This window comes from Clostridioides difficile ATCC 9689 = DSM 1296, assembly GCF_001077535.1.
Classification (GTDB): Bacteria; Bacillota; Clostridia; order Peptostreptococcales; family Peptostreptococcaceae; genus Clostridioides; species Clostridioides difficile.
This window is the reverse complement of the sequence record NZ_CP011968.1, coordinates 742,408-768,859: the sequence shown is the minus strand read 5'-3', so window position 1 is coordinate 768,859 and position 26,452 is coordinate 742,408. Positions and strand designations below refer to the sequence as shown.

Below are 26,452 nucleotides of genomic sequence, written 5' to 3'. Positions count from 1 at the left end.
TAAATTATAAATGATAAAATTAAAAATCACTTTTAGTTTTATGAACTGTCCCCATATTAAGAAACAACTAAGATACATAAGAATAGTTATAAAGAGATAGTTAAACTATATCCACTATTTTATATAGTTAAAATAGTGGATATAGTCCAAGCTAAGAATAACTAAGAAATCAGCGTTAAATAGCATAGATAAAAATATATTTATATAAAAACTTTTTTTTGCTGCAAACAATTATTTCCATAACATTTTATATACTTCTCTAAAATCTTCTAAACTTGATAAATATTCGATTAAAGGGACATAATTACCTAAACTACAAGAATTTAAGGAGTTTCTATACAAGTCCTCACTATCCCAAGATACAATTTTTATAGGAAGATTATTTTCTAACATCTGTTTTAGCATAACAAATCTACCTATGCGCCCATTACCATCTTGAAATGGATGTATCAATTCAAATCTATAATGAAATTCAGCTATAACTTTAATAGATACTTCACTCTGACTATAGTACCATTCAATTAATTCATCAAGCTTTGGCTCAACTTCAAATGGTTGTGCTATGCTTACATCAGTTCCTAGTATCATATTGGGTATAGTTTTATATATACCAGACATCCCCCTGGAATTTAGGGTTGTATTGAAGATTAAACTTGAATGTAGATTCCTTAAGAAATTATGTGTTATTTTCTCTTTCAGTGAGTCAATTATTGTATCAAATACATAACTAGAATTAACAGTTTCTTGTACATCATCTAAAGTATGTTTTCCTGTAACAACATTCTTATCGAGTAAAAGTGCTAATGCTTCAGTAGTAAAAGTACTGCCCTCTATCTTATTAGAATGATAAAGAAAATTGTGTTTTAACACATTATAAAGTGAATTTTTAAGTTCTTTTGTCTCAATCAATTTATCTAAAAAGGAATTGTTCATGTTATCATCTCAATTATTTTAATATTTTTAAATCATTATAATCTTATAATACTTATTCTAATAGTATGTAAAGTTCAGATTTAATTTAATACTTGTAGTATATATTTCATTGTATTTATTTTCAGTAAGTCTCAACTTTTCATCTAATTTATTAGTCAATAAGTTTAGTCAATTTTATAGTTCATATAATTATTATATATCACTTTGTACAACATTTCATTGTGATATTTTATATTAATCTAAAAACATATAAAACGTATTTTTATCTCTTCTTAGAGTTCATTTTATGACTATAAATCATTAAATTTATAAATAAGAAGAAAAAATATATAGCTATTATTAATATTATTAAAACTCTAATAATATTAATAATAGCTGATATAATAGCAAATCATTATTATCCCAAGAAGATACAATTAATAACTACCTTCCTAGCCACAGTATCTAGTCAATTTCAGTAACTTTATGATTTAGTATATAATATATACCAATCACAGTTATACCAACTATAATAAAAACAGAAATCAAACTGTCTTGAGTTGTATTTGTACCAGCTAAAATAAATTGTCTTAAATTGATAAAAATAATTGAACTGACAAGGGTAACAGGTATTGATTTTCTTATCATTCCAACAACTAATGTCCATATACCTAATGAGCAAAATACAATAATACTTTTAATTGCTCCTGGTATCCAATAAGATAAAATTGAAATATGAAAATCTCCAATAACTAAATTAAAATACTTATCCAACACAACAACGAATGTAAAACAACAGATATATCCAACTATCATTGATGATATCATAAGAGTCGTAATCAAAAGTAACTTTGATAAAATAAGTTTTTTACGGTCAAGTGGATAAGAGAATAAAATCAAGATTGTTTTATTTGTATATTCATTTATTATATATGCCACATTCAACACAGCAAATAATATAATATAGTAAAAACAGAAAAATAAACTGATTGTCCTAAATGTAACATCATAATCATATATTGAAGTAGATTTATCATTCAATCCAGTAAAGACAAAAAACATACATAAGAAAATCCCCAGCATTGAAAATAAAAAATATCTTTTTAGCCCAACTTTTTTTAGCTCTAGTTTCATTAAATGTATCATAGTGTTTCTTTACCTCCTGTACCTGTAGTTTGGAAGAAGTAATCTTCTAAAGAACTTTGTTTACGTCCAATGCTATTTATACCAATTTGATTTTGAATAAATATTTTGGATATTTCTTTTACATCTTTTCGTAAATCATATATTTCAATACAACTTTCCGAAGTAATTTTAAAGTCTTTTATTCCAAATTCTTTTTCTAACAAGTATCCAGCAAGTTCCACATTATCTACATCTACTTCAACATAATCTGTTTGATATTTGTGTATATCTGACATAGAAATTTCTTTAATAAGTTTACCATCTTGAATAATTCCAATAGTGTCCGCAATTTGTTCTACCTCTGAAAGAATATGACTAGAAATAAATATAGTTATTCCATAATCTGTATTTAACTTACGGAATAATTCTCGCATTTCTCTTATCCCCTCTGGGTCGAGTGCATTTATAGGTTCATCAAGAATCAATAATTCTGGTTTAGTAAGAATTGCTCTAGCTATTGCAAGACGTTGTTTCATCCCTAAAGAATATTTTGAAACTTTCTTGTTTGATTGCTTTGACAATCCGACACATTCCAATACCTCTGATATATGTTCTTTGTTATAATAACCCATATATTCACAGTGTAAATCAAGATTCTGTTTAGCAGTCAAATTCTCATAGAAATAAGGATTTTCAATAATAGTACCAATCTTTTTTAATATTTCAAAATCAGTTTCTGCCACTTTCTTACCGAACATAACTATTTCTCCAGAATTTAGCTTAACAAGATTTAGCAACATTTTCATTACTGTACTTTTACCTGCCCCGTTTGGTCCAACAAATCCATAAATTTCTCCTTTTTTCACATGAATATTAACAGCATTAACAACAGCTTTATCTTTATATATTTTCTTTAATTGATGGGTCTCTATGATATAGTTCATCATACTCCCTCCTTTCTAAAAACAGTATACAAAATAAAATTATCTTTTCTCTCTTTTAAATCTAACTTTTTTCTAACTTTTCAATTTTACTGTAAAAACTGTTTTTACATTAGGTCTACTATTTACATAAATTGAACCTCCCATAGAGTTTGCAAGCCCTTGAGAAATAGCCAAACCTAAACCATTGCCTTTTTTTCTGTCAGCAGTATAAGCTCTTGTGAAAATATGCTCTTTTTCAGTTTCAGAAATACCTGAACCTTTATCCTCAATATCTATAAAAACATGTTTTTCCTTTTCATATAGTGAAATCCCTAAAAATCTACCATCTGAACCATATTTTATAGCATTATCAATTAAATTTTTGAGTATACGTTGTAATGCTTCTGTGTCAACATTTGCATATATAGGTCTATCTTCAATATTAACTTCAACATTAAAGTTTTCTTTATCTAGCAAATCATAAAACTCTAAAATAATCTCATGACATAATTGTGTTAGATTGGATTTTTGAAGATTTAATATCATATCTCCAGATTGGATTTTTGCCATATTAAACAGGTTATTTATTGAATTAACAAGCTCATTTGAATTTGTTTGCATTTTTTCCACAGTTGCTCTCATTGAAGAAGATAATTCTTCTTTTTGACTTTGAAGATATAGCATTTCAATATAACCCTTTAATACTGTGATGGGAGTTCGTAAATCGTGTGATATGTTTGTAAATATTTGCAATATCGCTTTTTCACTTCTATTATAATTAATTTGCCTACTGTAAAACTTTTCAAGAAGTTTATTTATATCTACTGCCGTTTCTTTTACAATCGAAATATCAGATGGTACTAAAATATAATTAATTTCATCATCATTTGTTATGTCACGAAGTCTTGAATTGATATACTTATAATCACTTTCCATTTTCTTTGATTTATTTCGTTCTTTTAAGTAGAGAGCAAATAGTACAATAGAAATTACAACTAAAAATAACTCCATTATTCTTCCTCCATTTTGTAGCCAATTCCCCAAAGAGTTTTAATATAATTATTTTTTTCCATACCATCAGACAATTTATTTCTTAACCTGTTAATATGAGTATTTAGCACATTTTCATTTCCATAATAAGGTTCTTTCCAAATAGCGTTGTATAATTGTTCCTTTGAAAAAGCACGTCCTTGATTAGTCGCTAGTAATTTAACAATTTCAAATTCTGTATGTGTTAAGTTCAAGGCAATTCCACTCTTTGAAACTACATATTTTGATATGTTTATAATCAAATCTTTATACTGAATAACCATATCTTGAGAGTTTCTTGAACTGCTGTACACTGTTGCACGTCTAATATTAGCTTTAATTCTTGCAAGCAATTCTACGATTGAAAAAGGCTTTGTAATATAATCATCTGCACCAAGATTAAGCCCTAGCATTTTATCTGTGTCACTATCTTTCGCAGTAGTAATAATAACAGGAACAACACTCACACTTCGTATATATTTTAATACTTCAAAACCACTAGACTTTGGTAACATCAAGTCCAGTAAAATAATATCAAATGAATAATTTTTAAATATTTCAATAGCTGTATTTCCATCAATGGCAGTTTTAACAGAGTAATTCTCACTAATCAGAAAATCGTATACCATTTCTCGAATATTCTTATCATCTTCAACCAATAAGATGTCCATTATTATTCAACTCCTTTTCGTCAGTATACTTCAAATGATATATTTATTAAAAAGGGTTGTCAATAAATAACTGCTTATGATATTGTATCTGCAATTTGGTGATACTCTTCTAAGTTAAAGTTCTTTTCAATAAGCTTTATTGAAAAAAGAATTAAAATATAGTATACTCTCTTATCTTTATCTGAAATATACATAATTTTCTTTTATTAACATCTACAATTAACTATTTTATATTATAAAACACCTTTTAACTTTTGCTAAAAAATATTTTATACATAAAAAAGAAACCACATTCTAGTTTTATACAGAACATAGTTTCTTTAAAAATAATCAAATTTGGATTTTAAATAATTAAAAACAAACTTTTATTTGTTTTTAATTTTCCAATTTTATAGTAGATAATTTAGTTAATTAGTTCTTAAATGTTTATCTTCTTTAGTAAATTTTTTTCTTATTAAGAAATATGCAACTATTACAACAAGTTCTATTGCTAAAAATACACCATAAGTAGCTATAGAATCTATGCTATCTATGCCATTTCTAAAGAAAATTAAAGCAATTCCTGCTGCTATAATACCTACAGCATTTTTCCCTATAGAATTTTGACCAAAACCATAAAAAGAAGGGAAATTTCCTTTTATTTCAATGAATGTCAAGATTAATCCAATAGCTATAAATAGTACTCCTACAACTTCCATAATCATGCTAGGCATTTTGACCCCTCCTTATTAATAATTAACTACTACTATAAAAATATTTATTATTTTTATAATTATATTATATATGCGATTACATGTTTTTGGAAGTATATTTGGAAGTAATTTCATATTTATTTAACTTAATTTTTTTGTGATAAAATAATTCTAATTTTCATATAGATATTATTATAAATTTTCTAGTTTATGGAGTCATTCATTCTATAATTCACAAATATGTATTTTTTAATCTATTAAAGTATTCATTTTCTGGCTTATAAGCATGGACTTCTTATCTATAAGCTTGTTTTTTCATCTAATAAGTTATTTATTCTTTAATCTATGAGCTTGATTTTTCATCTATAAGTCATTTATTTTTTAATCTATAAGTTTAGTTCTTCATCTATAAATCATTTATTTTTTAATCTATAAGTTTGGTTTTTCATCTATAAATCATTTATTTTTTAATCTATAAGTTTGGTTTTTCATCTATAAATAAGTCATTTATTTTTTAATCTATAAGTTTAGTTCTTCATCTATAAATCATTTATTTTTTAATCTATGAGCTTGATTTTTACCTATAATTAATTCATTCTCTAATCTATTAGCTTGGTTTTTATTTATAAGTCATTTATTCTCTAATCTATTAGCTTGGTTTTTACCTATAATTAATTCATTCTCTAATCTATTAGCTTGGTTTTTATTTATAAGTCATTTATTCTCTAATCTATTAGCTTTCTTTTTCATCTATAAATCATTCATTCTTTAATCCATTAGCTTGGTTTTTCATCTATAAGTCATTTATTCTCTAATCTATTAGCTTGGTTTTTTACCTATAATTAATTCATTCTCTAATGCATAAGTAATACATGAAATTTAAATATTATTTTCTTCAATAAATTCAAACAACTCTTCTACAGTTGTATCAAATACCTTAGCAATATCCATTGCCAGTTTTAAAGAAGGATTGTAGCGACCATTTTCTAAATGTACAATAGTTTCACGTCTTACTCCTACTGACTTTGCAAGTTCACCTTGTGTCATAAGGTTCTTTTCTCTATAGGATTTAATTTTTGTCTTTAGTAATACTGACACCTAATTGTATATCCCCTTTCTGTCAAAATATATAAATAGAATTAACTTCAACAAGGATTGAATAAACAAAATGACTAATAAAGACATTCCTATATTTAAATTTGACACATTTATGTCCAAAGTTACAAGAAATATAGATACTATAGCTACAGAAAAAAACAATACTTTTATTGCAATATCATTAACTCTTGATAGTATACATTTTGATGCCTCATCAATTAAATCATCATACTTTTTATTATAGACCCACTGAGCTCCCATAGCTAATACCCAAATAATTATAGGAAGATATTCAATACTACTTCCTTTAAAAAAATACTTATTTACTAATGTAGCTCCAATACAATAAGAAATTCCCAATATTTCTGAAATAAGTGTTGATTTAATACCAGTTTGTTGTTTAGACATATAAAATCCCCCTTAAAAAGTTATGTATTTATAACACCTCTTGTTATAAATATATAACTTTTTTGAATAAATTTCAATAAAAATATTATTTTGCAACAAATTCTTTTATTAATTTTACATTAGATAGAGGCACTTTAGATGTCACTCCTTGCAATGTCAAATCTTCTATATTAACTTCATTTAATTTTGAACACAGTTCTAAGTCAAATATTCTTTCCCAACTTACCTTCTTTTCAATTTGTTCATCTTCATAAAGCTCTACAGCAATATCCATTAAAGGTAAATGCCATAAATCAAATTCTGATAATAACACATTGTCTTCACTTATTTCTATTTCAAGTAAAACACCTTTTTTTCCTTTTTCTAAATAACCACTACATCTTAAATCAGGTCTCTTCGTCCAAACCCATATCATACTATCATCAAATTCATATATTCTATTTGTCATTTGACTATACATCCATTTGTATGGAATATCAAAGTCTTCTAATATAAAAGAATAATCATTTGATAGATATTTATTGTTTTTATTGTTATTCCAAAATTCTAAAGTCTGTATAGTATAAAATTTCATATATAAATCAACCCCTTTGTTTTTCTATAAGAAGGAGATGGTTCAAACTTTTATTTTGAATTATCTCCTTTATTTATACACCTCTTTGTACCTATTATTTATATATCTCTTTATATCTACCATATTTAAATAACAAAGTTTTATATTAATTTAAATTTAAAAGAGGAAGCTTTGTATTTATCTAGTGCCATCTCAATCATAGTATTAGTTTTGATTATAGACTTTTTCAACCTCTGATTTATTCAAATCATCTATAATATCGCATATTTCACTCAAATTGTATCCTTTATTTTTTAATTTTATGATGATATTAAATTTCTCTTCTCTTTTCCCTTTTGCAATACCTTTTTCGATACCTTTTTCAATACCTTCTTGAAAAATTTCTTCTTTAAAATTTCTACTTTTATTCATAATATACGCACCTCTCTTTAAATTTAATAAATAGTCCTCATTACTACCTAATTCTTTTAATCTATCAAGTGCTCTTTTAATAACATAATCCGTTTTAGATAGTATTCTAATATCTATATGAGAAGGATTATCAATAAGTTTACCCCATATTAGAACTCTGTTTGCTATACAACTGGATTTACGAATTTTTGGAAGTTCTATAAAATATAATGCAGTTTTACTAGAAAAAATATCTGGATGCCCGTCCATTGTTAATCTCAGGCAATTTACATAATCTTCTATGTGATTATATTTTACATGATTTAGTATATGTATTCCAACAGTTTTTCCAATTTCTTTATATTCTTTACCTTCTTCTAACTTTCTACCATGTACACGACTAAGATAATATTCAGCTCTTTCCAAATAATCCTCTTCAAGAGCTCTTTGCATCTCAATATTTATATGGTTACGTTCTTCATCTTCAGCCAAAATATCAAGTCTAGGTCTTTTCTCACCAATGTAATTAATTGTTGGGTCGGTTTCAACCTTAATTATTCTTTTTATTTGAGTGAACTGTTTGATATTCCTATTAGCATATGGAGCATCTTTGAGGATATCATTTATAAAATTTGCAAGTAAATCGTAATCATTATTTAAAGTAAACAATGATTTAAATACCTCATCATACTCAGGCTTAGCATACCCATCTTCAGTTACAACTTCTCCAACATTTTCACTAGTCAATATTTCTTTTGGAATTAAATCCTTGATTTTATCTAATTTTTCATTAGAAAAATCACCTCTACTAAGTATGTCATTTAATTTTTTGGTCCATTCTCTGTCCTTTTCTTCAATTATAGTTCGTTTATACTCTTTTGATGTTTTAATAATCTTAGATTTTTCTTCTAATTTTTCTTTCATATCAACACCTCTTTTTTATTATTACCCATTTCTTCATCCCAAAGTCTGAACTTCTAAGTAAAATTTGCATTATTGAAATAAGAACCTTATAAACTTATATATCATTACTAAAGTTAAGACTTTAAAGAGAAGCACTTAGATTACAATAGATTTTAGATAGCTTTCTTTTTAAAACTCTTGTTGATAAATGAATGAATATAAGAGTATGTATTAAAATAGAGATACTCATCTTTTTCATTGTTTAAGTAATGAAAATATATTTTATTTAATACAAAAAAGAGTGCCTTATAAACTAAAAAGTTCACTTCGAGACACTCACTTACGTTTTGTTTCTTAAACTTCACAATATTACATACTTATTTATTAATTTAATCTATGCATACTTAACCCAATAATAAAGTACATATATCCAACTCATTAAGCCATGAAAAATAGCCCATGGAATAGATTTCCATGCAGTATAAGAAATAATCATTGCTAAACAAGAATCAAAAGAAATACCCTTTTTAACAGTTGATTTTATAGTATTATTATTTGAATCCATAATTAATCCTCCAAAATTCAAAATAAACAAGTTATTATATATCTTATTTGAATCTAATACAATATAACAGCTTCTAAATAAATTATACTCTTATTATACATAATTTATAAATTATAATTCCGATAATTATATGAATAAATTATGTATATTAACCTAAAAATATTATCCTATCTAAAAGTTATATGATAGATACAACATGTCAACACATTGTAATTCTCCTTCAAAGATTGGTTCTGGATAATTATCTACAAAAAAGTTTTTAATTTTATGTGAATAAACAAATCCAAACTTCTCATAAAAAGGAACTCCGCTTTCAGATGTACCAACAACCATTGATGAATATTTTTTACTATAAACATCTAAAAGATGATAAATCATCTTTGAGGCATAACCCATATTTTGAAAATGCTCATATGTAGCAATGTTTTTTAATTCACATATTTCTTTGGAAATTTCATTTACAACTGCTATACAAGTAAGTTCTTTATTATCATACAATGCGTACATAGTTCCTTTATTGAGATATTTATCAATCATTTCTTCACATGGGTCGGCTAACATTAAAAGGTCAATTTGACTTTTTTATTTATTTCTATAGTTTTTATTTCTATCATAAGTTCTCCACCCTCACTTTATTCAAACCTTAATTTAGCAAACTTCTTACAGTACTTATTTAGTTCATTTTGATATATATTTTTACTTTTTAAAATATAGTGATAATTCCCTAGAATATTAATACTAATAATAAATTATAATATCAGCTCTAGCAATTACCTAGAATATCAATACTAATATTCATCTATAATACTAACTCTAGCAATTACCTAGAATATCAATATTAATATTCATCTATAATATCAGCTCTAGCAATTACCTAAAATATCAATACTAATATTCATCTATAATACTAACTCTAGCAATTACCTAGAATATCAATATTAATATTCATCTATAATATCAGCTCTAGCAATTACCTAGAATATCAATATTAATATTCATCTATAATATTAGCTCTAGCAGTTACCTAGAATATCAATACTAATATTCATCTATAATATCAGCTCTAGCAATTACCTAGAATATCAATACTAATATTTATCTATAATATTAGCTCTAGCAATTACCTAGAATATCAATACTAATATTTATCTATAATATTAGCTCTAGCAATTACCTAGAATATCAATACTAATATTCATCTATAATATTAGCTCTAGCAGTTACCTAAAATATCAATACTAATATTCATCTATAATACTAACTCTAGCAATTACCTAGAATATCAATATTAATATTCATCTATAATATCAGCTCTAGCAATTACCTAGAATATCAATACTAATATTCATCTATAATATCCTCTCTAACAATCAACTATAATATCAACACATCAATCACCACTATTATATCTCATCCAAAGCCTATCTTAAAAAAATTTTATTTGAATATATGACTCCGACCTCTTGTACGCTTTTATAATCTCTTTCATATCCGTCAAAATACCATAACGTGCACATTCTTCTCTTAACAACTTCTCACAACAATCTTTATTTTGTACAGTACATACATAGTTTAAACCATATGTTTTCTGATATTTAAATACCAATTTTGGTGATATATCTCTTAAATGCTCATAAAAAAACTCTCTCTGACCACTACGCATTGTTACGCCATACATGCAATAAATAAATTTTGCATTAGCCTTGTGTGCTTTTTCTACAATTGCTCGTATTTCATCTTTATTATCAGTCAAAAATGGAAGCATAGGAGTCAATAATATGCCACAAAAAATTCCAGAATCATTAAGTTCTTTCACTGCGTCAAATCGTACAGAACTTGGATTTACATAAGGTTCTATTTTCTTTGATAATTCATCATTTGCAGTGGTTATAGTCAACTTTACAATAGCAGAATTATTTTTTTTAATTTTCTGCAAAATCGGTATATCTCTAACCACCAAACTACTTTTAGTATCAATAGATACTCCAAAATGATTTTCCGAAATCAAATCTAGTGCTTGCTTTGTAATACAAAGTTGCTTTTCAAAAGGATTATATGTGTCAGACATAGCTCCAATGCCTACTACCCCTTTTTTTCTTTTTGAACGCAATTCTTTACTTAAAATTTCTATCACATTTTCTTTATATCTAACTTTGTCAAAATTCTCTATGTTGTATATTGTGCTACGGCTATCACAATATATACATCCATGAGAACAGCCACGATAGAGATTCATATTATAGTCAATTCCAAACCATCTTGTATTGTCAAATTTCACTTTTTGTAAAATTTGTTTTGCTGGTATACTCTCAATCATTTTCTTATACCTAATTCCTTTATATAATTTTTTAGTTTTTAAACTACTACTTTAACTACCTTTACTAAGGTTTAAATATGGAGACTCCTATCCGATAGTACTTTTAAACTAATCATTTATAATCCTTGAATAACGTATGATTTACCTTCCTCTATATTCGTAGTACCCATCCTTTAAAACTATTTATTTATAATCTATAATAGCTGTTCTGTCTCCACTAATTCTAATCCTTCTTTTGATGTATTTCGCTTAAAAATTTATATATATCATGCTTTGTATTATGCTCTGGACAAATCCACTTTTTAAGTGTTAAGTAGTTTATTACATATTTATTTCTATAACCATCTGTAAACACATATACTACATAATTTACCTAATGGGTATGTAATTTTTATATATTATAATTGCTTAATAAATATATCCATAATCTGATTTAGTTCATTAGGTTTATCGACATTTACATTATGTGAAGCATTTTTTATAATGTGCAATGGATACCCAGTCTTATTGTGCCACTGCTCATTATATTTTCTCACTTTACCCGTCTTGTCTTTATCTCCAACCACCAAACAAACTGGACAATGTATATTTAAGTCTTGAATTTCTGGTATGAACCCAGCAAATCCCAGATACATGAGATGACACAGTTCTTTTTTTTCGTAGCCTTCTAACATTTTCATCATACTCCTTCTGCCTTCAGACGTAGCTCCACACATCTTAGATATTATGTTTCTCAACAATTTATCTGGGAATAACTTTAACATCCATTCAGTCTGTTTTAACCAGAAAATATCTGACTTACTATAATAGTCAGTTCCATATGGACAAGTTCCAATCATCATTAATCCTTCTACCATATTTGGATATTTTACAATAAAGGACTGTGCCACAAATCCCCCTGCCGATTGCCCTATAAGTACAACCTTTTTCATATTTTGTTTATCTAAAATTACTTTCAATTCTTCTACCAAGTTAGAATATGAGAAATCTAAGTAAGGTCTTGATTTTCCATGAGCAGGAGCGTCCCATACCAATACATTATGATTTTTTGAAAAGTACTGTATTTGGAAATCAAAAAGATGATGATTTGCTGTTAGTCCTGGCAAAAAAATTAAGTTCTTTGCAAACACACTATTACTTTCTTTTATCCAATAATATACTTTACCTCGGTCAGATAAGATGTATTTTTCTTCCATAGTGCTCACTCTCCAAATTCTACTTTTTTAAATTATTACACTAACGACTATGTTGACCAATGACAAATCAAAGTATCAAATGTTATCAAAATTTCAGTTATAAAACAGAACAAACACTATTTTATTGGCTTTCCAATATGTTTATCTAATCTCCACTGTGGCACATCATCATCCTCTCCCCAATATTCATCAATAGAAATAATCTTATCATCTTTAAGGCTGATAAATGAAACGACATGAAATGATAGTGGTTTATTTATTGCATAAACATGTGTCACTGTAATTACTAAATTTCCAAATTCTAGCACCTTTTCTACTTTACCATTCCATTTATCAGGATACTCACAATTTGCAATAATAAATTCTTCTAAAGTAAAATGCTCATTTGTATCATGCCAATTAATATAAGCATCTTCATGAAAATATTTTCTTATCTTAACAGCATCTTGTGCCAAAGTGTCATTCCAAAAACTATATACATCCATTTACATTTCTCCTCTACAAATTCTAATTTATATGGCTATTGTATAACTATTCAATATCACTAGCAACTAAAATCAACACTAACTTATTTTTTACACTTCATTTGCTAATTGTGATTATGAGGATTTACTACTGTACTTGTAACAGAATTGATAAGTTCTACTTTTGTGTTATGCTCATATTCCTTTAATGGGCAGGGATTAACACCTGTATTTCTTTGTATTTAAATTCAGTAAACAAGTAGTAAACTACCTAATATAAATTTAGTAAAATATATTATATAAGTTTAGCAAAGTATCTGATATAGATTATTCTGTTAGTAAAATTATATACCTAATTCAAAATCAAGTTTATCTTTTTCTATACCATTAATAATAATAGCAATCGAGTGGATGCCTGGATAATGTCTCCTTACACTTACATCTGCAAATGAATGTTTTTTCATATATGACTTTTTCTCATTTTCTTTTAATGAAACCTCCGATATTTTAAATATCTTCCTATTCCTTTTTCCATTAGATTTAATATAATCAATTCCGTACTCGAGCCTTGTTTTTGTCGCTTTTTTTGCTAAAATATTAAATGAAAAAGTTAAATCCTCTCCAATAGAAATAGACGTTGTTTCTAAAGTAAAGTCCTGAAGATTTATAGAAGTAGTATCATCATATCCAAAAAGGGCTAATACATCACGATTGCCTTTTTTTAGCAGAGTTCTGCAACCATGCTTTACAATCCAGTTAGTGGATTTATTTTTACCGTACCAATCCTTTGCAATGCTTATGACTAAATCTGGATGTGTTTTTGAGATATCATTTAGATTATTAGCAACACTCTTTTGTACATACGTTGATGTATCTGTTTTAAGTTGCTCCAATATAGGCAGTACAGGTGTAGGGTCTTTTTTAAATTTGGATATTGCTTGTCCCCAAGGCAACTGGGGACGACAACCTTCACTTGCAAGTCTTCGTACATGTTCGCTCTTATGCTTAGACCATTTACGCATCTGTGCCATCATACGATCTTCATCCTTGATGATAAATGCTCTTACAGCAAATTCTGAAGACCAATACTCAGTATTTCTTTCTAATGCACTTATAGATAAATCCCAATTTATGTCGTCCTGCCCATAAACTTCAACAAAATCTGGAAAGAAAAAAGCAAAATAAAAACCTGTAACTGATTTTTCAAGAATGGAAAGAGCTTCCTTATAGTCTTCTGGTAAATACATTCCTAAACTCATACTTATCTTTCGACATCTGGCTTTTAATTCTAAGTTATTCCATGTCTCATCCATTGTAGATTTTATGAACTCGTCTACCTTAAATGAGTTATAAACTGATTGGATAGCTACTGCAACTTCATAAAGTGACTCACGATTATACATATTTTTTAGTAATTCTGGCATATTACTCACTCTCCTTTCATATCTGATTTATTAATCATACCCTACAGAACACGACAACAGTGTGTCATATTGCTAAATCTTTATGTAAAATACGATAGTCTTACTCATACGATATTTCCTACTGTTAAACTATATAAATTTATTTATATAAATACTTTTCCCACTTTCATAAAGACTTCTAGTTCTATCTTTTATTATAGTAATAGAATTTTATACTTTACTGATTGCTCTTGCTCTTGCTCTTGCTCTTGCTCTTGCTCTTGCTCTTGCTCTTGCTCTTGCTCTTGCTCTTGCTCTTGCTCTTGCTCTTGCTCTTGCTCTTGCTCTTGCTCTTGCTCTTGCTCTTGCTCTTGCTCTTGCTCTTGCTCTTGCTCTTGCTCTTGCTCTTGCTCTTGCTCTTGCTCTTGCTCTTGCTCTTGCTCTTGCTCTTGCTCTTAAAAAGTTTAACATTCTCCCTCAATTAAGTGAGCTTTATTTTAAATATACTTTTCAGTTTATATCATTTGTTTTATTTTTTCTAATATCTCATTATTAAATATGCTGGTTTTTGTTTAATGATTATTAAGTTAGCTTCTCTAATTCTAATTTCCCATATTATCTTTTAAAGAATTTATCCAGGTTTCCAATGCTTGTGCTAGCACCAACTGTTGCTCCAACACTGCTTTTGCTGTCTCTGGTACTTCTGTCTTTATACTTATATTTTCCTCAATAGTTTTCTTTAACTCTTGAACATTCTCTTCAATATTATTGAGACATAATTTCTGTTTTTCTGGTGTAAGGCTATTTAAATTTACTATAACAGCATTAAAATCTAAAAGAATATTTATTGGTTTGCTAGATGTATCAAACATTAAATCTAAAAAATGTGTCTCACCTAATTCAGTTAATGAATAAACTGCTTTTTCTGGCATTTTTCCATTCTTCACAGTTTTACTTTCAATATATCCCTTTTGTTCTAATTGAATTACTTTTTTATAAATTGATGGTGTACTTATTTTAACCCAACGTGATATATTCCTGTATTCCACTGCCTTTTGAATATCATAAGCACTCTTGGGTTGTTGCTTTACTATTCCCAATACAATTAAATCTATTGTAGCCATAAAAATCATCTCCTTTAGTTTTCTTACTATTGACAAATACTATAAATTATAGTACTATTTTCCATACTTACTATAATTTATAGTATTATAATTTAGACTTAATGTCAATAGAAGGGGAGTGTTAAGTATGAAAGAAAGTAACAAAAGAATTGAATTATTAGGGTCTGCCCCAATCTCAAAAGCATTGTTATCTATGGGATTACCTACCATGATAGGTATGATGATAACTGCATTATACAATTTGGTTGATGCATACTTTGTGGGTGGACTTGGAACAAGTCAAATGGGAGCTATATCCGTTGCATTTCCATTAGGTCAGCTTGTTGTGGGATTAGGATTATTGTTTGGAAATGGAGCTGCTTCATATATTGCCAGACTTTTAGGGCATGGTGATAATGAAAAAGCAGGAAAAGTGGTAAGTACATCTATTTACAGTAGTATTATAGTGGGTACATTAGTTATTATTGTGATTATGATTTTTCTCAATCCAATTTTAAAATTGTTAGGAGCTACAAAAAGTATTATGCCTTATGCAATATCTTATGCTAGCATTTATGTCGTGTCATCTATTTTTAATATATTCAATGTCACTATGACTAATATTGTCACAAGTGAAGGAGCTGCTAAAACAACTATGTGTGCTATGTTATTAGGTGCTTTGCTTAATATGATTTTAGACCCGATATTCATTTATACTTTTGGTCTGGGGGTAAGGGGTGCTTCTATTGCAACAGCTATCTCACAGATTGCTTCAACACTTGTTTATGTAGGATATATTTTAAGCAAGAAAAGTATATTTAGTTTTAGAATTAACGAATGCTGTTTTTCAAAAGAAATTTTTTCAGAAATCCTAAAAATTGGCATACCTACCTTAATATTTCAATTATTGACTAGTCTTGCCATTACATTAACTAATATGGAGGCTACAAAGTATGGTGATTCTGTGATAGCTGGAATGGGTGCTGTAACACGAATAACATCTTTAGGTAGTCTTATTGTATTTGGTTTTATAAAAGGTTTCCAACCAATTGCTGGTTATAATTTTGGTTCAAAGAACTACGATAGATTACATATAGCAATAAAAACTTCCATATTATGGACTACAGTATTTTGTGTAGTGCTTGGTCTTATATTGATACTCTTCCCAAAATCTATAATTTCACAATTTACAAGTGGTGACATTTTATTAATAGAAAATGGTAGTAAAGCTCTTAGGGCAAATGGGTTTTCATTTATGCTATTTGGATTCTATACAGTGTATTCTACATTATTCCTCGCACTAGGAAAAGCAAAGGAAGGTGGATTTTTAGGTATGTGTAGACAAGGTGTCTGTTTTATCCCTATAATTTTGATTATTCCTGTATTCTATGGGTTAAATGGTATCTTATATGCACAACCAATAGCCGATTTGATGGCTGCTATAATTGCTGGTTTTATGTCTATAAGGTTACATAAGGAACTTAATCTTTTAAAAATAAACGGTATGCATTAGTTATACAAACCTACTATCATCAAAACATATTACTTTCTCATTAATAGCAAGAATACATATTATCATATTTTTTCTACATAAATCATACTATTACTATCTGACTAAATAATCCTCTTAACAAACTACTTGTCAATTTATCTATTCACTTGTATCATGGGATTATAACAATTTAAGAAAGGAGATATTGTATGATTTCACAAAATGAAATTGATATACTTACACATAGCTTGCCTTTTTGGGATAAACTTACTGACTTACAAAAAGAATTATTAATTTCTTCAGCAAATACCTCGCATTACAAAAAAGGGAATCCAGTACATTGTGGTGATAGTGACTGTATTGGTATTTTGATTATAAAGTCTGGAACAGTGCGTACATACATACTTTCAGATGAAGGTCGAGAGGTTACACTGTTCCGACTTGATGATGGAGATGTATGTATTTTATCAGCTTCCTGTATTCTAAAAACAATAACTTTTGATGTCTATGTAGATGCTGAAACGGACTGCGATATTATACAGATTAGTTCCTCTGTTTTTGCAAAATTATCTACAGAAAATATTCATGCAGAGTTATTTTCATATAAATTAGCTACCGAACGTTTTTCTGATGTTATGTGGGCTATACAACAAATTCTTTTTATGAGTTTTGATAAGCGTTTGGCATCTTTTTTAATTGATGAGATAGCTAAAAATGGCAGTAGCACTATAAATATGACTCATGAGCAAATTGCTAAGTATATGGGTAGTGCCAGAGAAGTTGTATCGAGAATGTTGAAATATTTTGCTAGAGAAGGTATTGTGTCTTTATCTCGTGGTGGTATAAAAGTATTGGATAAGGATAAACTTCGTTCTTTGACACTGTAAAAGTGTGTCTCAAAATGAACTTTTTAGTTCATGAGGCACTCTTTTTTGTGTAAAATAAAATATATTTTCATAATTTCAATAATAAAAAAGATACTTATATCTATTTTTATATAGTATCTTATTTGATATTTACATTTATTTTTTATGTATATTTTTTGTTTCTAATAAGTTAATTTGACTATTTTCCACATACTACTTATATAGAATACCTTTTATAAGTTATAACTTCTAATCTTTTTATATCTATACTTATATTAATTGTCATGACCTTATTTAGTTTAAATACTTGACCTATTTCATATTAAATAAATCTTGCTATTAACTGCTTATATGTAATGAATATCCATTCATATAATGTTAATTATTATTCTATTTTCTTCAAATAACTGAATAATTCTTAATATCTAAATTCATTGTTTCTACTTAGCCAATAATCTAAGACATAAAAAAGAAGCATAAATCAGTTTGCCTTACACAAACTAAATCTATGCCCCTATACTCATATATTTGTCATATATATTCAAACCTACTACTCATCTCTACTTGAACAAAACTGTAAATATCACATAAGGCCTTTCTATACAGACTTACTCTTTGCCTTACATATCATCTGAGTCATAGTACCCATAGGGCAATAAACACACCATGAACGAGGTTTAAACAATATCATAGTAATCAAACCAAGAACAGTTGATGTAAGCATAACACTATAAAAACCAAATGCAAACTGTACCACCCAAGGTGAAACTAAAGTTCCATGATACGCCCATTGCCAAGGCATTTTTATAGTCCACAACAAAGTCACTACTTCTTTAAAATTTCTACTTCCTTCAAACACTAAATAAGTTGAAAAAAGCATATTAGCAAACATTACCATAAAAAATGTCAAAAACCCATATCTAAACCACTTACTTCTAATAAATTTAGGAATATCTCTATTTCTTGACAGCTTCAATTTATTTCCAAGCAAATTAAACAGTTGCCCTCTTCCACAATACTTATTACAGTAAGCTTTATTTCCCTTAACAATAGAAATAGCTAGTGGAACAAAGAAACAAATTAGCCCAATCCAAGCGAAAATAATATTTACAAATCCCAATATCAAATATATTGAAGAAAAAATCCATAAATAGTCATACCAATGTTTTTTATTATTCATGACACTTACCTTCTTCCTCTTTTAATATTGTTATAATCTCAATTACAGATGCTGGACATATCTTTTCACAAATCCCACATCCAACACATAAATCTCTATTAATTTTTGCACTAATGCCACATGGAACTGAGATAGCACTTCTTGGACATGCTTTTATACAGCTACCACAAGCAACGCACTCATTTGCTAAAATATTTGCATACTTCTTTTTTTTATTAGACATAATAACCTCCCTATATTATTAATCTATAAGAATTATATCAAGATACTTACTTTTTATCTGTGACTTAATCACATAAAACCTCAATATTAAAAATCACACTCTAAATACAAAGGAGTTTCAAATAAAAAACGATATGAAGTCATTAAGTTTAGCTTCATATCGCCTTTTCTTTTGTGTATCTATATAAATATTTATTATCTAATATTTAATATATCTATAATATTTTCTTATACAGCTCTATAATTTTACACCTAATCATATTCTATTAGTAACAGGTTAATACCCATCTAAAACTATAACTTTATTCACAATCTTATTCTATTAGCCACAAGTTAAACTCATATTGAAGTTTATCTTTAGTTACACCCTACTCTATTAACCACAGGTTAAACCCATATTGAAGTTTATCTCTATTTACACTCTTACTCTATTAGCCACAAGTTAAACTCATATTGAAGTTTATCTCTATTTACATTCTTACTCTATTAATCATAGGTTAAGCTCATATTGAAGTTTATCTTTAGTTACACTCTTACTCTATTAATCACAAGTTAAGCCCATATTGAAGTTTATCTCTATTTACACTCTTACTCTATTAACCACAAGTTAAACCCATATTGAAGTTTATCTTTAGTTACACTCTTACTCTATTAATCATAGGTTAAGCTCATATTGAAGTTTATCTTTAGTTGCACCTTACTCTATTAATCACAAGTTAAACTCATATTGAAGTTTATCTTTAGTTACACCCTACTCTATTAATCACAAGTTAAACCCATATTGAAGTTTATCTCTATTTACACTCTTACTCTATTAATCATAGGTTAAGCTCATATTGAAGTTTATCTCTATTTACACTCTTACTCTATTAATCATAGGTTAAGCTCATATTGAAGTTTATCTCTATTTACACTCTTACTCTATTAGTCACAGATTAAACCTATTATAATCTTAACTTTATTCACAATTTTATTCTATTAGCCACAGGTTAAATCTATTATAATCTTAACTTTATTCACATATTGCATCATTAATCACATATCAAGATTTTATAATAAGCTTTAACTAAACACACGATTTTACCTTATTAGTATAGTTTAATCTATTAAATTATTATATAATCTTAAGCAAACACACAACTCTACACTATTAATTATAGCCCCTCCTTTTAAATACTCATAATCTTATACACAACCTTACCTTATTAATCACACATTTAACTCATATATATCCTCAATTTTATTCACAAAATCATGCTGTTAATCACACTTATACTCCTCTATAATCTTAAACTTATACACAACTTTAATTTATTAACCACAATTTTATTTCAACTATAATAACTTCTATTTCAGAAGTATATCACACTTGTATTCTCCAAAAATATCTATTTTTTTCTAACAATATGCCTGACATTAATAACACTCATTTCAAACATCCTCGCTAATTCCATATAATTTTTCCCATTAAACAATTTAATCATAAGCTCATTTCTAGCCTCTTTTAAAGCCCCTTCCAGTGTTTTAATATAAAAATATGTTCCCCCACTTTGTTGACACAATTCAAGGTATTCCAATAAACTATACTTATGTAACTCCTTTGGAATACTTACTTCTATCTTGTGTTCTTCAAGTAATTCTATAATTTTTGTTAATTCCAACATATTTTCACCTCATATTTTATAATCTATTTGCTATTCCCCGACTTTTAATAAGCTTGTTATTACTACTTTATTGACCTAATAATTTAGTTCTTGAAAATGTAACTTATCCCCAAAGTAACAAAAATGCTTATGCCTAGTCTGTCCATCTCTACACTTCGCAACTATTAAATCAACCATCTTAATTCCCCTGTATTCTGATGCTCTAACTGCCTCCTCACTTTCTCCAATATCTCTCACTGCTTCTTCATAATCACTCCCCTTTAATTGATGTATATAAACCACATTGTTGCTATCGTGGTAGATGGCTTTGCTATCTCTCATAGGTCTATCTCCATAAGGTCTTGAATCTTTCATTTCATCATTTAACTGACTTAATTGGATTACAGGTATATTAAAATCTAAAGTCATATTTTTAAGTTCTCTCGAAAAAGTAGCTACTTCCCTTTCTCTCTTATCCATGCTTTTCTGAGATGTAAGGAGTTGCACATAATCCACTATTAATAAATCTGGCTTTACCTGCCTTATCCTCTTTCTAATTGCACTAATTGTATCTATCTTATCATTGATATAAATTAAGTTATTTTCGCTTAAATCACCTATAGCATTTACAATAAGTTTCCAATCATTTTCATCTATTTCTTTAGATTTCATATTCCTTGTACTTACACCAGTTACTCTGCATATATTTCTCATAAATACTTGCTCACTGGTCATTTCTCTACTTATAAATAAAGTTTTTTTACCTTGCTTAAATGAATTTAACATTATTTGAAGTGCCAAAGCAGTCTTCCCAACCCCCGATTTAGCTGCTATTGTGGTTAGCTCTCCTTTAAAAAGACCTCCTATAGTGGTATCAAGTAATTTTATACCAAATTTAAATCCAATATCTTTTTTGTTTTCTAAAAAATCAAGCACCTTCCCTGCTATACTATTTACATCATCATTTTCATAAGTATCCTTGTCCAAAATCTCCTTTATATTACTTTCAAATTTGTAAATACAAGTATCGATATTTTCTCCAAGGTTTAGGCTGTGTAAAAGGTTTTGGCAATTTTGATTTATGCTTCTTCTAGCTAAATTTTCTTTTAAAATTTTAATATGACCATCAAGACCAAAATTCTGACCCCAAGTAATTAGATTAGTCACATCACTTGTTTTTATTGCTAGAGATTTTCTATCTATCTTTGATTTCACAGTGGCCACATCAATCACTATGTTTTCTTTTTTAAGTTCTTTCATAATTTTAAATATCTCAAGACATATATCATTCATAAACATGTTTTCATTTAATTCATCTAGCTTATAGCTTAATTTATTGTCTAAAAGAATTGTGCCTAAAATAGACTTCTCTATTTCAACATCTTTTGATTTACCCATATAAATTAATCTCTCTTTCCTTATAAGTTTTTATATTTTGATTTTTAAATACATTATCAATTATAAATACATTATTTGTTATGACTCACTATTTGTTATGACTGTATTATTCGTCATGATATACTACAAATTATTAATATACTATTTATTCTGATACATTGTTTTATATAATTTACTACATAATAGCAATATCTTATTTGATATACTTTACTACCAATTATTAATATATTGTTCAATATAATTCACTACTTGATAGTAATATCTTATTTGATATAACTTACTGCCAATTATTAATATATCGTTCAATATAATTCACTATCCAATATTAATATCTTATTTAATATAATTTACTACCAATTATTGATATATCGTTCAATATAATTCACTATCCAATATTAATATCTTATTTAATATAATTTACTGCCAATTATTAATATATCGTTCAATATAATTCATTACTCTATAGTAATATCTTATTTGATATAACTTACTGCCAATTATTAATATATCGTTCAATATAATTCATTACTCTATAGTAATATCTTATTTAATATAATTTACTGCCAATTATTAATATATCGTTCAATATAATTCACTACCTGATAGTAATATCTTACTTAATATAATTTACTACCAATTATTGATATATCGTCCAATATAATTCATTACTCTATAGTAATATCTTATTTAATATAATTTACTGCCAATTATTAATATATCGTTCAATATAATTCACTACCTGATAGTAATATCTTACTTAATATAATTTACTACCAATTATTGATATATCGTTCAATACAATTCACTACCTGATAGTAATATCTTGCTTAATATAACTTACTACCAACTATTGATATATCATTTGCTATAGCTCACTATTCTCTATTAATATCTTATTTATCATAAATACATTCTTAAACTAATTAAATTTCACATATAGGATTCCAGTATCTTACATTCTCATATTTTTTTCTCTCACGCACACTGCCATCATATGTTGTATAATCAGAATGTATATAATTACTGCTATCATTACTATTGCCTTCTTTACATGGGTGAACATTACTTTGACTTTTCATAGATATGTTTTCATTTACATAGGATTCAAACTTATAGCTAAACAAGGTTTCTGGTCTTATATACATTTCCATTATGGTATTTTTCCACTTAGCCACTTTTACCTCAATAACTTTGTAGAAATCTTCTAAGACATAGCCTTCCTTTAGCCTTTCATTGATAAGTTTTATGCTTATTGGAGAATCGATTTTAAAATTCTTACCTGATTTTTTATTTAGCATATTTATAATGCTTTGCTGTATATTTTTTTTATTAAATTTATTTAAGGATTCTTTTTTCTTTGTTACAGATTTAGTCCCTTTTTGTATACCATGATTATGATTAAAGTAATTCTTTTTATTTGTCATACCTTTATCACTTAAAACACTGATGTCACTCAATCTCATAGGCCTTTTATTTTGATTATTTTCTATACTATTATTCGTTCTTTTATCTATTTCATTGCATGTATCATTAAAGTTGAAATTTATTGACTCCTGTTGTAAGTTAGAATTTTCTGATTTATTTGTATCAAAAGATTCATCAATATATTTTTTGATAGTGCTAATATTAGAAATGGCTTTATCCTTCATAGTATCTTTGTTATAGAAATTGTTATAATTATGCTCTACATCATCATCAGAGAAATACTCATTAATGCAATGCACAGTTTCTACATTTATATCTCCATTAAAAGAATTATCTTTGCTATCACAATCAAACTCTATGCCACTATTATCAATAAATTCATCATTACATACACAGTCAAGTTCCATATATTTACTATCATCAAATAAACTTCCATTAAACTCTATACTTACGTAACTATATACAGAACGATTACCTTTTACACCCTTAGACACTAATCTTATTATCCCTAAATCCAAAAACTCTTTTACAAGCCTACTTATAGTAGAAATAGAAAGTTGTAAATCTGTAGCAGCTCTTCTCACTGTCATATAAAATTGTCCGTTTGGCAGAGTTCCTTGAAGTCTTTGTATGTTTTCTTTTCTCATTATATAATGATTAAATCTTATCTTGTTAACATCATTCTTAATATCAAAGTTCAATACCACTGAATTTAATTTGTAAAATCCCTTATTCATCTCTATTTCCCCCATTTCTACTAATAATTGCTAGTAACTAGATAAGTATTTTTATATAAATAACAAAATAGTTTAAATATAAATATATATTTTTTTTAATATTTCCTAATTTAACAACTAATACCTTAAAATATCTATTTATATTCTTAATTTTATAAATATATTATGTCATATTAATTGCTATTTCTTTATTTATATAGTTTATTTGTTTATTTTTCCCCTTTATACAAGCAATTGTATCATTTTATCTATTTTTTAGCCAACAAATATTTTCGACCATTTTCTTTGTATTCTCAATATATCTCCAGTATTTAACAAATTTTTTTATAGAATATACAATGTATTTAAATTAATAAGTAGTAAATTTAGTTAATTTGTCTAAAAAAACTTTATAAAACATCTTCTTTGTCTTTACTCTTACGTTTAACAAGGCTATTTTCATTATGTTTAAACATTATTTTATTATATTTAAACACTATTTTCATTGAGTATTCGCTTAATATTGCTTACACACATATTATATCTAATAGCCAATTCATTGTGGTTGACTCCATTAAATTGTTTTACTATATCCCTATTTCTAGCATATCTAAAAAGCCCCTTATACGTAGGTATATAAGTATTTGTTCCTCCATACAACTTGGCAACCTCTATAAACTTATCAATTCCAATTATTTCTACCATTGCATGAAATTGAACTGGTATATCCTCCACTTTTATCTTCATAAGTTACACCTCCTTTAAGATATTTTTATAGACTTAACAAAGTTTTTATTTAATACATTATTGACTAAACTATATTTATTAGTTTTATTGAATCTAATAAATAATTTCTTAGCTTTAAAATTAATTTTTGTATTAACTTCAATAAAATTTCTCATAACTTATAACTTTGTTAGCTTTAATAAAGATTTTAATGGTTTAAAAGTAAAATGTTAATATTGGACTTTTAACTTTTTTATTTACAGATTAAATTTAATAAAATTTTTAACATAAGCTTTAACATTTAATTTAACATAAACTTTAGTACCTAACATTTAACTCTACACATATGAAAATCCATACAAAACTATCTCAACTAAGCAGGAATATATACAAATACTATTTCAAAACACTAAGAACATATCTTCACAAATAACTTGTAAACTTTTTCATCAGCAAAAAAGTAAAATTTTTCCTATAAAAATTTACACAAAAAATCTTTAGAAATTACTGTTTAACTCCGATATTATCTTAGATGATAGTATTATAGCTAACAAAGAAAGTCGACAAATCTTTGAAATTAAATTTTTAGGAGGTAATTTTATGGAAGTTGTTTCAACAAAAAATTTATCTAGTATAAAACTAAAATTGGATGCTGGTTTTGATGATAAGGGTAAGGCAGTTGTTAAAAGTAAATCATTTGCAAATGTAAAAGCAGAGGCATTAAATGAAGATGTTTATGCTGTTGCAGAAGCAATAGCAAGTCTTCAAGAGAACCCTATTGTAGATATTTTAAAATTAGATAGTACATCACTATCTAAATAGTATCTTTTAAACGTACTCTGCTTTACAAATTAAAAAATTAACTCTTTATATAAAAGATTAAGTTATATAACGTACTTAATACGCTATAGATTTGGCAGATTATAACTTCAATTTTGGTTATAACTTTAATATATTAACGCTTTGAAAAATTAATATATTAAACGTATTTCAACTTAAACATGTTAGCTA

The 26,452-nt window shown here is 27.0% G+C and carries 27 protein-coding genes; 3 read left to right on the top strand and 24 right to left on the bottom strand.

All coding sequences use genetic code 11. The features are described 5' to 3' along the window. Nucleotides 1-231 precede the first annotated feature (231 nt). From CDIF1296T_RS04060 to CDIF1296T_RS03975, 18 genes are all read right to left on the bottom strand, one after another. A complete protein-coding gene (locus CDIF1296T_RS04060; RefSeq protein ID WP_009895674.1) occupies nt 232-933 on the bottom strand; it encodes a Fic family protein in 702 nt (233 codons plus the stop codon). A gap of 444 nt (nt 934-1,377) precedes the next feature. After that, nucleotides 1,378-2,058, bottom strand: a complete 681-nt coding sequence (locus CDIF1296T_RS04055) for an ABC transporter permease subunit (protein ID WP_009895672.1) — start codon at nt 2,056-2,058, stop codon at nt 1,378-1,380. Continuing rightward, on the bottom strand, nt 2,055-2,981 hold the full coding sequence (locus CDIF1296T_RS04050) for an ABC transporter ATP-binding protein (RefSeq protein ID WP_009895670.1): 927 nt from the start codon (nt 2,979-2,981) through the stop codon (nt 2,055-2,057). The genes CDIF1296T_RS04055 and CDIF1296T_RS04050 overlap by 4 nt, the downstream gene beginning before the upstream one ends. Before the next feature lie 72 nt (nt 2,982-3,053). Beyond that, nucleotides 3,054-3,971 (bottom strand): sensor histidine kinase, encoded by a 918-nt coding sequence (locus tag CDIF1296T_RS04045; protein ID WP_009895668.1) that lies wholly within the window; start codon nt 3,969-3,971, stop codon nt 3,054-3,056. Next, complete coding sequence (locus CDIF1296T_RS04040) at nt 3,971-4,660, bottom strand: response regulator transcription factor (RefSeq protein WP_009895666.1); 690 nt, start codon at nt 4,658-4,660, stop codon at nt 3,971-3,973. Before CDIF1296T_RS04040 ends, CDIF1296T_RS04045 begins: the two co-directional genes overlap by 1 nt. A 407-nt stretch (nt 4,661-5,067) precedes the next feature. Further along, nucleotides 5,068-5,373 carry a hypothetical protein gene (locus CDIF1296T_RS04035; RefSeq protein WP_003440146.1) on the bottom strand — a complete coding sequence of 102 codons (306 nt, stop codon included), beginning with the start codon at nt 5,371-5,373 and terminating at the stop codon, nt 5,068-5,070. Between the two features lie 858 nt (nt 5,374-6,231). Next, a complete protein-coding gene (locus tag CDIF1296T_RS04030; RefSeq protein ID WP_003440130.1) occupies nt 6,232-6,450 on the bottom strand; it encodes a helix-turn-helix transcriptional regulator in 219 nt (72 codons plus the stop codon). Beyond that, nucleotides 6,451-6,858 carry a hypothetical protein gene (locus CDIF1296T_RS04025; RefSeq protein ID WP_003440129.1) on the bottom strand — a complete coding sequence of 136 codons (408 nt, stop codon included), beginning with the start codon at nt 6,856-6,858 and terminating at the stop codon, nt 6,451-6,453. Between the two features lie 85 nt (nt 6,859-6,943). Beyond that, complete coding sequence (locus CDIF1296T_RS04020; protein WP_009895664.1) at nt 6,944-7,432, bottom strand: DUF3841 domain-containing protein; 489 nt, start codon at nt 7,430-7,432, stop codon at nt 6,944-6,946. 204 nt (nt 7,433-7,636) lie between these two features. Next, nucleotides 7,637-8,746 (bottom strand): Rpn family recombination-promoting nuclease/putative transposase, encoded by a 1,110-nt coding sequence (locus CDIF1296T_RS04015; protein ID WP_009895662.1) that lies wholly within the window; start codon nt 8,744-8,746, stop codon nt 7,637-7,639. Between the two features lie 373 nt (nt 8,747-9,119). Continuing rightward, the gene (locus CDIF1296T_RS04010; protein WP_009895661.1) at nt 9,120-9,290 is read right to left on the bottom strand and encodes a hypothetical protein; all 171 of its coding nucleotides are present in this window, start codon (nt 9,288-9,290) and stop codon (nt 9,120-9,122) included. A gap of 171 nt (nt 9,291-9,461) precedes the next feature. After that, nucleotides 9,462-9,851 (bottom strand): GNAT family N-acetyltransferase, encoded by a 390-nt coding sequence (locus CDIF1296T_RS04005; protein ID WP_009895660.1) that lies wholly within the window; start codon nt 9,849-9,851, stop codon nt 9,462-9,464. Between the two features lie 865 nt (nt 9,852-10,716). Continuing rightward, nucleotides 10,717-11,607, bottom strand: coding sequence for an SPL family radical SAM protein (locus CDIF1296T_RS04000; RefSeq protein WP_009895659.1), 891 nt, complete (start codon nt 11,605-11,607; stop codon nt 10,717-10,719). 398 nt (nt 11,608-12,005) lie between these two features. Continuing rightward, entirely contained in the window at nt 12,006-12,803 is a 798-nt protein-coding gene (locus tag CDIF1296T_RS03995) for an alpha/beta fold hydrolase (protein ID WP_018112529.1), read from the bottom strand. Between the two features lie 116 nt (nt 12,804-12,919). Continuing rightward, the gene (locus CDIF1296T_RS03990; protein ID WP_009895656.1) at nt 12,920-13,288 is read right to left on the bottom strand and encodes a nuclear transport factor 2-like protein; all 369 of its coding nucleotides are present in this window, start codon (nt 13,286-13,288) and stop codon (nt 12,920-12,922) included. Nucleotides 13,289-13,611: 323 nt separating this feature from the next. After that, on the bottom strand, nt 13,612-14,691 hold the full coding sequence (locus tag CDIF1296T_RS03985; protein WP_009895654.1) for a DNA alkylation repair protein: 1,080 nt from the start codon (nt 14,689-14,691) through the stop codon (nt 13,612-13,614). 210 nt (nt 14,692-14,901) lie between these two features. Then, nucleotides 14,902-15,141, bottom strand: a complete 240-nt coding sequence (locus CDIF1296T_RS19505; RefSeq protein ID WP_021397757.1) for a hypothetical protein — start codon at nt 15,139-15,141, stop codon at nt 14,902-14,904. Between the two features lie 131 nt (nt 15,142-15,272). Beyond that, nucleotides 15,273-15,794: a PadR family transcriptional regulator gene (locus tag CDIF1296T_RS03975; RefSeq protein WP_003436088.1), complete on the bottom strand. Its 522-nt coding sequence runs from the start codon at nt 15,792-15,794 to the stop codon at nt 15,273-15,275. A 127-nt stretch (nt 15,795-15,921) separates the two neighbouring features. Here CDIF1296T_RS03975 and CDIF1296T_RS03970 point away from each other — a divergent pair, with 127 nt between their 5' ends. Both CDIF1296T_RS03970 and CDIF1296T_RS03965 read left to right on the top strand, forming a co-directional pair. Next, the gene (locus CDIF1296T_RS03970) at nt 15,922-17,286 is read left to right on the top strand and encodes an MATE family efflux transporter (RefSeq protein WP_009895648.1); all 1,365 of its coding nucleotides are present in this window, start codon (nt 15,922-15,924) and stop codon (nt 17,284-17,286) included. A gap of 188 nt (nt 17,287-17,474) precedes the next feature. Beyond that, nucleotides 17,475-18,152, top strand: a complete 678-nt coding sequence (locus CDIF1296T_RS03965) for a Crp/Fnr family transcriptional regulator (protein WP_009895646.1) — start codon at nt 17,475-17,477, stop codon at nt 18,150-18,152. Nucleotides 18,153-18,729: 577 nt separating this feature from the next. On the opposite strand, the gene CDIF1296T_RS03960 is transcribed toward CDIF1296T_RS03965, so the two are convergent. The 6 genes from CDIF1296T_RS03960 to CDIF1296T_RS03935 all read right to left on the bottom strand — a co-directional run bounded on the left by CDIF1296T_RS03960 (nt 18,730) and on the right by CDIF1296T_RS03935 (nt 25,462). Beyond that, complete coding sequence (locus CDIF1296T_RS03960) at nt 18,730-19,311, bottom strand: 4Fe-4S binding protein (protein ID WP_003436085.1); 582 nt, start codon at nt 19,309-19,311, stop codon at nt 18,730-18,732. After that, the gene (locus CDIF1296T_RS03955) at nt 19,304-19,534 is read right to left on the bottom strand and encodes an ATP-binding protein (protein WP_003418105.1); all 231 of its coding nucleotides are present in this window, start codon (nt 19,532-19,534) and stop codon (nt 19,304-19,306) included. Before CDIF1296T_RS03955 ends, CDIF1296T_RS03960 begins: the two co-directional genes overlap by 8 nt. 1,387 nt (nt 19,535-20,921) lie before the next feature. Then, entirely contained in the window at nt 20,922-21,197 is a 276-nt protein-coding gene (locus tag CDIF1296T_RS03950; protein ID WP_009888415.1) for a Mor transcription activator family protein, read from the bottom strand. Between the two features lie 75 nt (nt 21,198-21,272). Beyond that, complete coding sequence (locus CDIF1296T_RS03945; protein WP_003437698.1) at nt 21,273-22,574, bottom strand: replicative DNA helicase; 1,302 nt, start codon at nt 22,572-22,574, stop codon at nt 21,273-21,275. Between the two features lie 923 nt (nt 22,575-23,497). Continuing rightward, nucleotides 23,498-24,736, bottom strand: a complete 1,239-nt coding sequence (locus CDIF1296T_RS03940) for a conserved phage C-terminal domain-containing protein (RefSeq protein WP_018112527.1) — start codon at nt 24,734-24,736, stop codon at nt 23,498-23,500. A 468-nt stretch (nt 24,737-25,204) separates the two neighbouring features. Continuing rightward, nucleotides 25,205-25,462 (bottom strand): Mor transcription activator family protein, encoded by a 258-nt coding sequence (locus tag CDIF1296T_RS03935; RefSeq protein ID WP_009895643.1) that lies wholly within the window; start codon nt 25,460-25,462, stop codon nt 25,205-25,207. 579 nt (nt 25,463-26,041) lie between these two features. Here CDIF1296T_RS03935 and CDIF1296T_RS03925 point away from each other — a divergent pair. Then, nucleotides 26,042-26,263: a DUF1659 domain-containing protein gene (locus tag CDIF1296T_RS03925; protein ID WP_003437342.1), complete on the top strand. Its 222-nt coding sequence runs from the start codon at nt 26,042-26,044 to the stop codon at nt 26,261-26,263. The last annotated feature ends 189 nt before the right edge of the window (nt 26,264-26,452 follow it).

Bases quoted from the DNA above. Each gene is read 5' to 3' on its own strand.
- CDIF1296T_RS04005 (WP_009895660.1), bottom strand. From the start codon at position 9,851: ATGTTAGCCGACCCATGTGAAGAAATGATTGATAAATATCTCAATAAA.
- CDIF1296T_RS04010 (WP_009895661.1), bottom strand. From the start codon at position 9,290: ATGGATTCAAATAATAATACTATAAAATCAACTGTTAAAAAGGGTATT.
- CDIF1296T_RS04050 (WP_009895670.1), bottom strand. From the start codon at position 2,981: ATGAACTATATCATAGAGACCCATCAATTAAAGAAAATATATAAAGAT.
- CDIF1296T_RS03995 (WP_018112529.1), bottom strand. From the start codon at position 12,803: ATGGAAGAAAAATACATCTTATCTGACCGAGGTAAAGTATATTATTGG.
- CDIF1296T_RS04040 (WP_009895666.1), bottom strand. From the start codon at position 4,660: ATGGACATCTTATTGGTTGAAGATGATAAGAATATTCGAGAAATGGTA.
- CDIF1296T_RS03925 (WP_003437342.1), top strand. From the start codon at position 26,042: ATGGAAGTTGTTTCAACAAAAAATTTATCTAGTATAAAACTAAAATTG.
- CDIF1296T_RS04025 (WP_003440129.1), bottom strand. From the start codon at position 6,858: ATGTCTAAACAACAAACTGGTATTAAATCAACACTTATTTCAGAAATA.
- CDIF1296T_RS03945 (WP_003437698.1), bottom strand. From the start codon at position 22,574: ATGGGTAAATCAAAAGATGTTGAAATAGAGAAGTCTATTTTAGGCACA.
- CDIF1296T_RS04060 (WP_009895674.1), bottom strand. From the start codon at position 933: ATGAACAATTCCTTTTTAGATAAATTGATTGAGACAAAAGAACTTAAA.
- CDIF1296T_RS03970 (WP_009895648.1), top strand. From the start codon at position 15,922: ATGAAAGAAAGTAACAAAAGAATTGAATTATTAGGGTCTGCCCCAATC.
- CDIF1296T_RS03955 (WP_003418105.1), bottom strand. From the start codon at position 19,534: ATGTCTAATAAAAAAAAGAAGTATGCAAATATTTTAGCAAATGAGTGC.
- CDIF1296T_RS04055 (WP_009895672.1), bottom strand. From the start codon at position 2,058: ATGATACATTTAATGAAACTAGAGCTAAAAAAAGTTGGGCTAAAAAGA.
- CDIF1296T_RS03975 (WP_003436088.1), bottom strand. From the start codon at position 15,794: ATGGCTACAATAGATTTAATTGTATTGGGAATAGTAAAGCAACAACCC.
- CDIF1296T_RS03985 (WP_009895654.1), bottom strand. From the start codon at position 14,691: ATGCCAGAATTACTAAAAAATATGTATAATCGTGAGTCACTTTATGAA.
- CDIF1296T_RS04020 (WP_009895664.1), bottom strand. From the start codon at position 7,432: ATGAAATTTTATACTATACAGACTTTAGAATTTTGGAATAACAATAAA.
- CDIF1296T_RS04000 (WP_009895659.1), bottom strand. From the start codon at position 11,607: ATGATTGAGAGTATACCAGCAAAACAAATTTTACAAAAAGTGAAATTT.
- CDIF1296T_RS04015 (WP_009895662.1), bottom strand. From the start codon at position 8,746: ATGAAAGAAAAATTAGAAGAAAAATCTAAGATTATTAAAACATCAAAA.
- CDIF1296T_RS03965 (WP_009895646.1), top strand. From the start codon at position 17,475: ATGATTTCACAAAATGAAATTGATATACTTACACATAGCTTGCCTTTT.
- CDIF1296T_RS03960 (WP_003436085.1), bottom strand. From the start codon at position 19,311: ATGAATAATAAAAAACATTGGTATGACTATTTATGGATTTTTTCTTCA.
- CDIF1296T_RS03940 (WP_018112527.1), bottom strand. From the start codon at position 24,736: ATGAATAAGGGATTTTACAAATTAAATTCAGTGGTATTGAACTTTGAT.
- CDIF1296T_RS03990 (WP_009895656.1), bottom strand. From the start codon at position 13,288: ATGGATGTATATAGTTTTTGGAATGACACTTTGGCACAAGATGCTGTT.
- CDIF1296T_RS19505 (WP_021397757.1), bottom strand. From the start codon at position 15,141: ATGTTAAACTTTTTAAGAGCAAGAGCAAGAGCAAGAGCAAGAGCAAGA.
- CDIF1296T_RS04045 (WP_009895668.1), bottom strand. From the start codon at position 3,971: ATGGAGTTATTTTTAGTTGTAATTTCTATTGTACTATTTGCTCTCTAC.
- CDIF1296T_RS04035 (WP_003440146.1), bottom strand. From the start codon at position 5,373: ATGCCTAGCATGATTATGGAAGTTGTAGGAGTACTATTTATAGCTATT.
- CDIF1296T_RS03935 (WP_009895643.1), bottom strand. From the start codon at position 25,462: ATGAAGATAAAAGTGGAGGATATACCAGTTCAATTTCATGCAATGGTA.
- CDIF1296T_RS03950 (WP_009888415.1), bottom strand. From the start codon at position 21,197: ATGTTGGAATTAACAAAAATTATAGAATTACTTGAAGAACACAAGATA.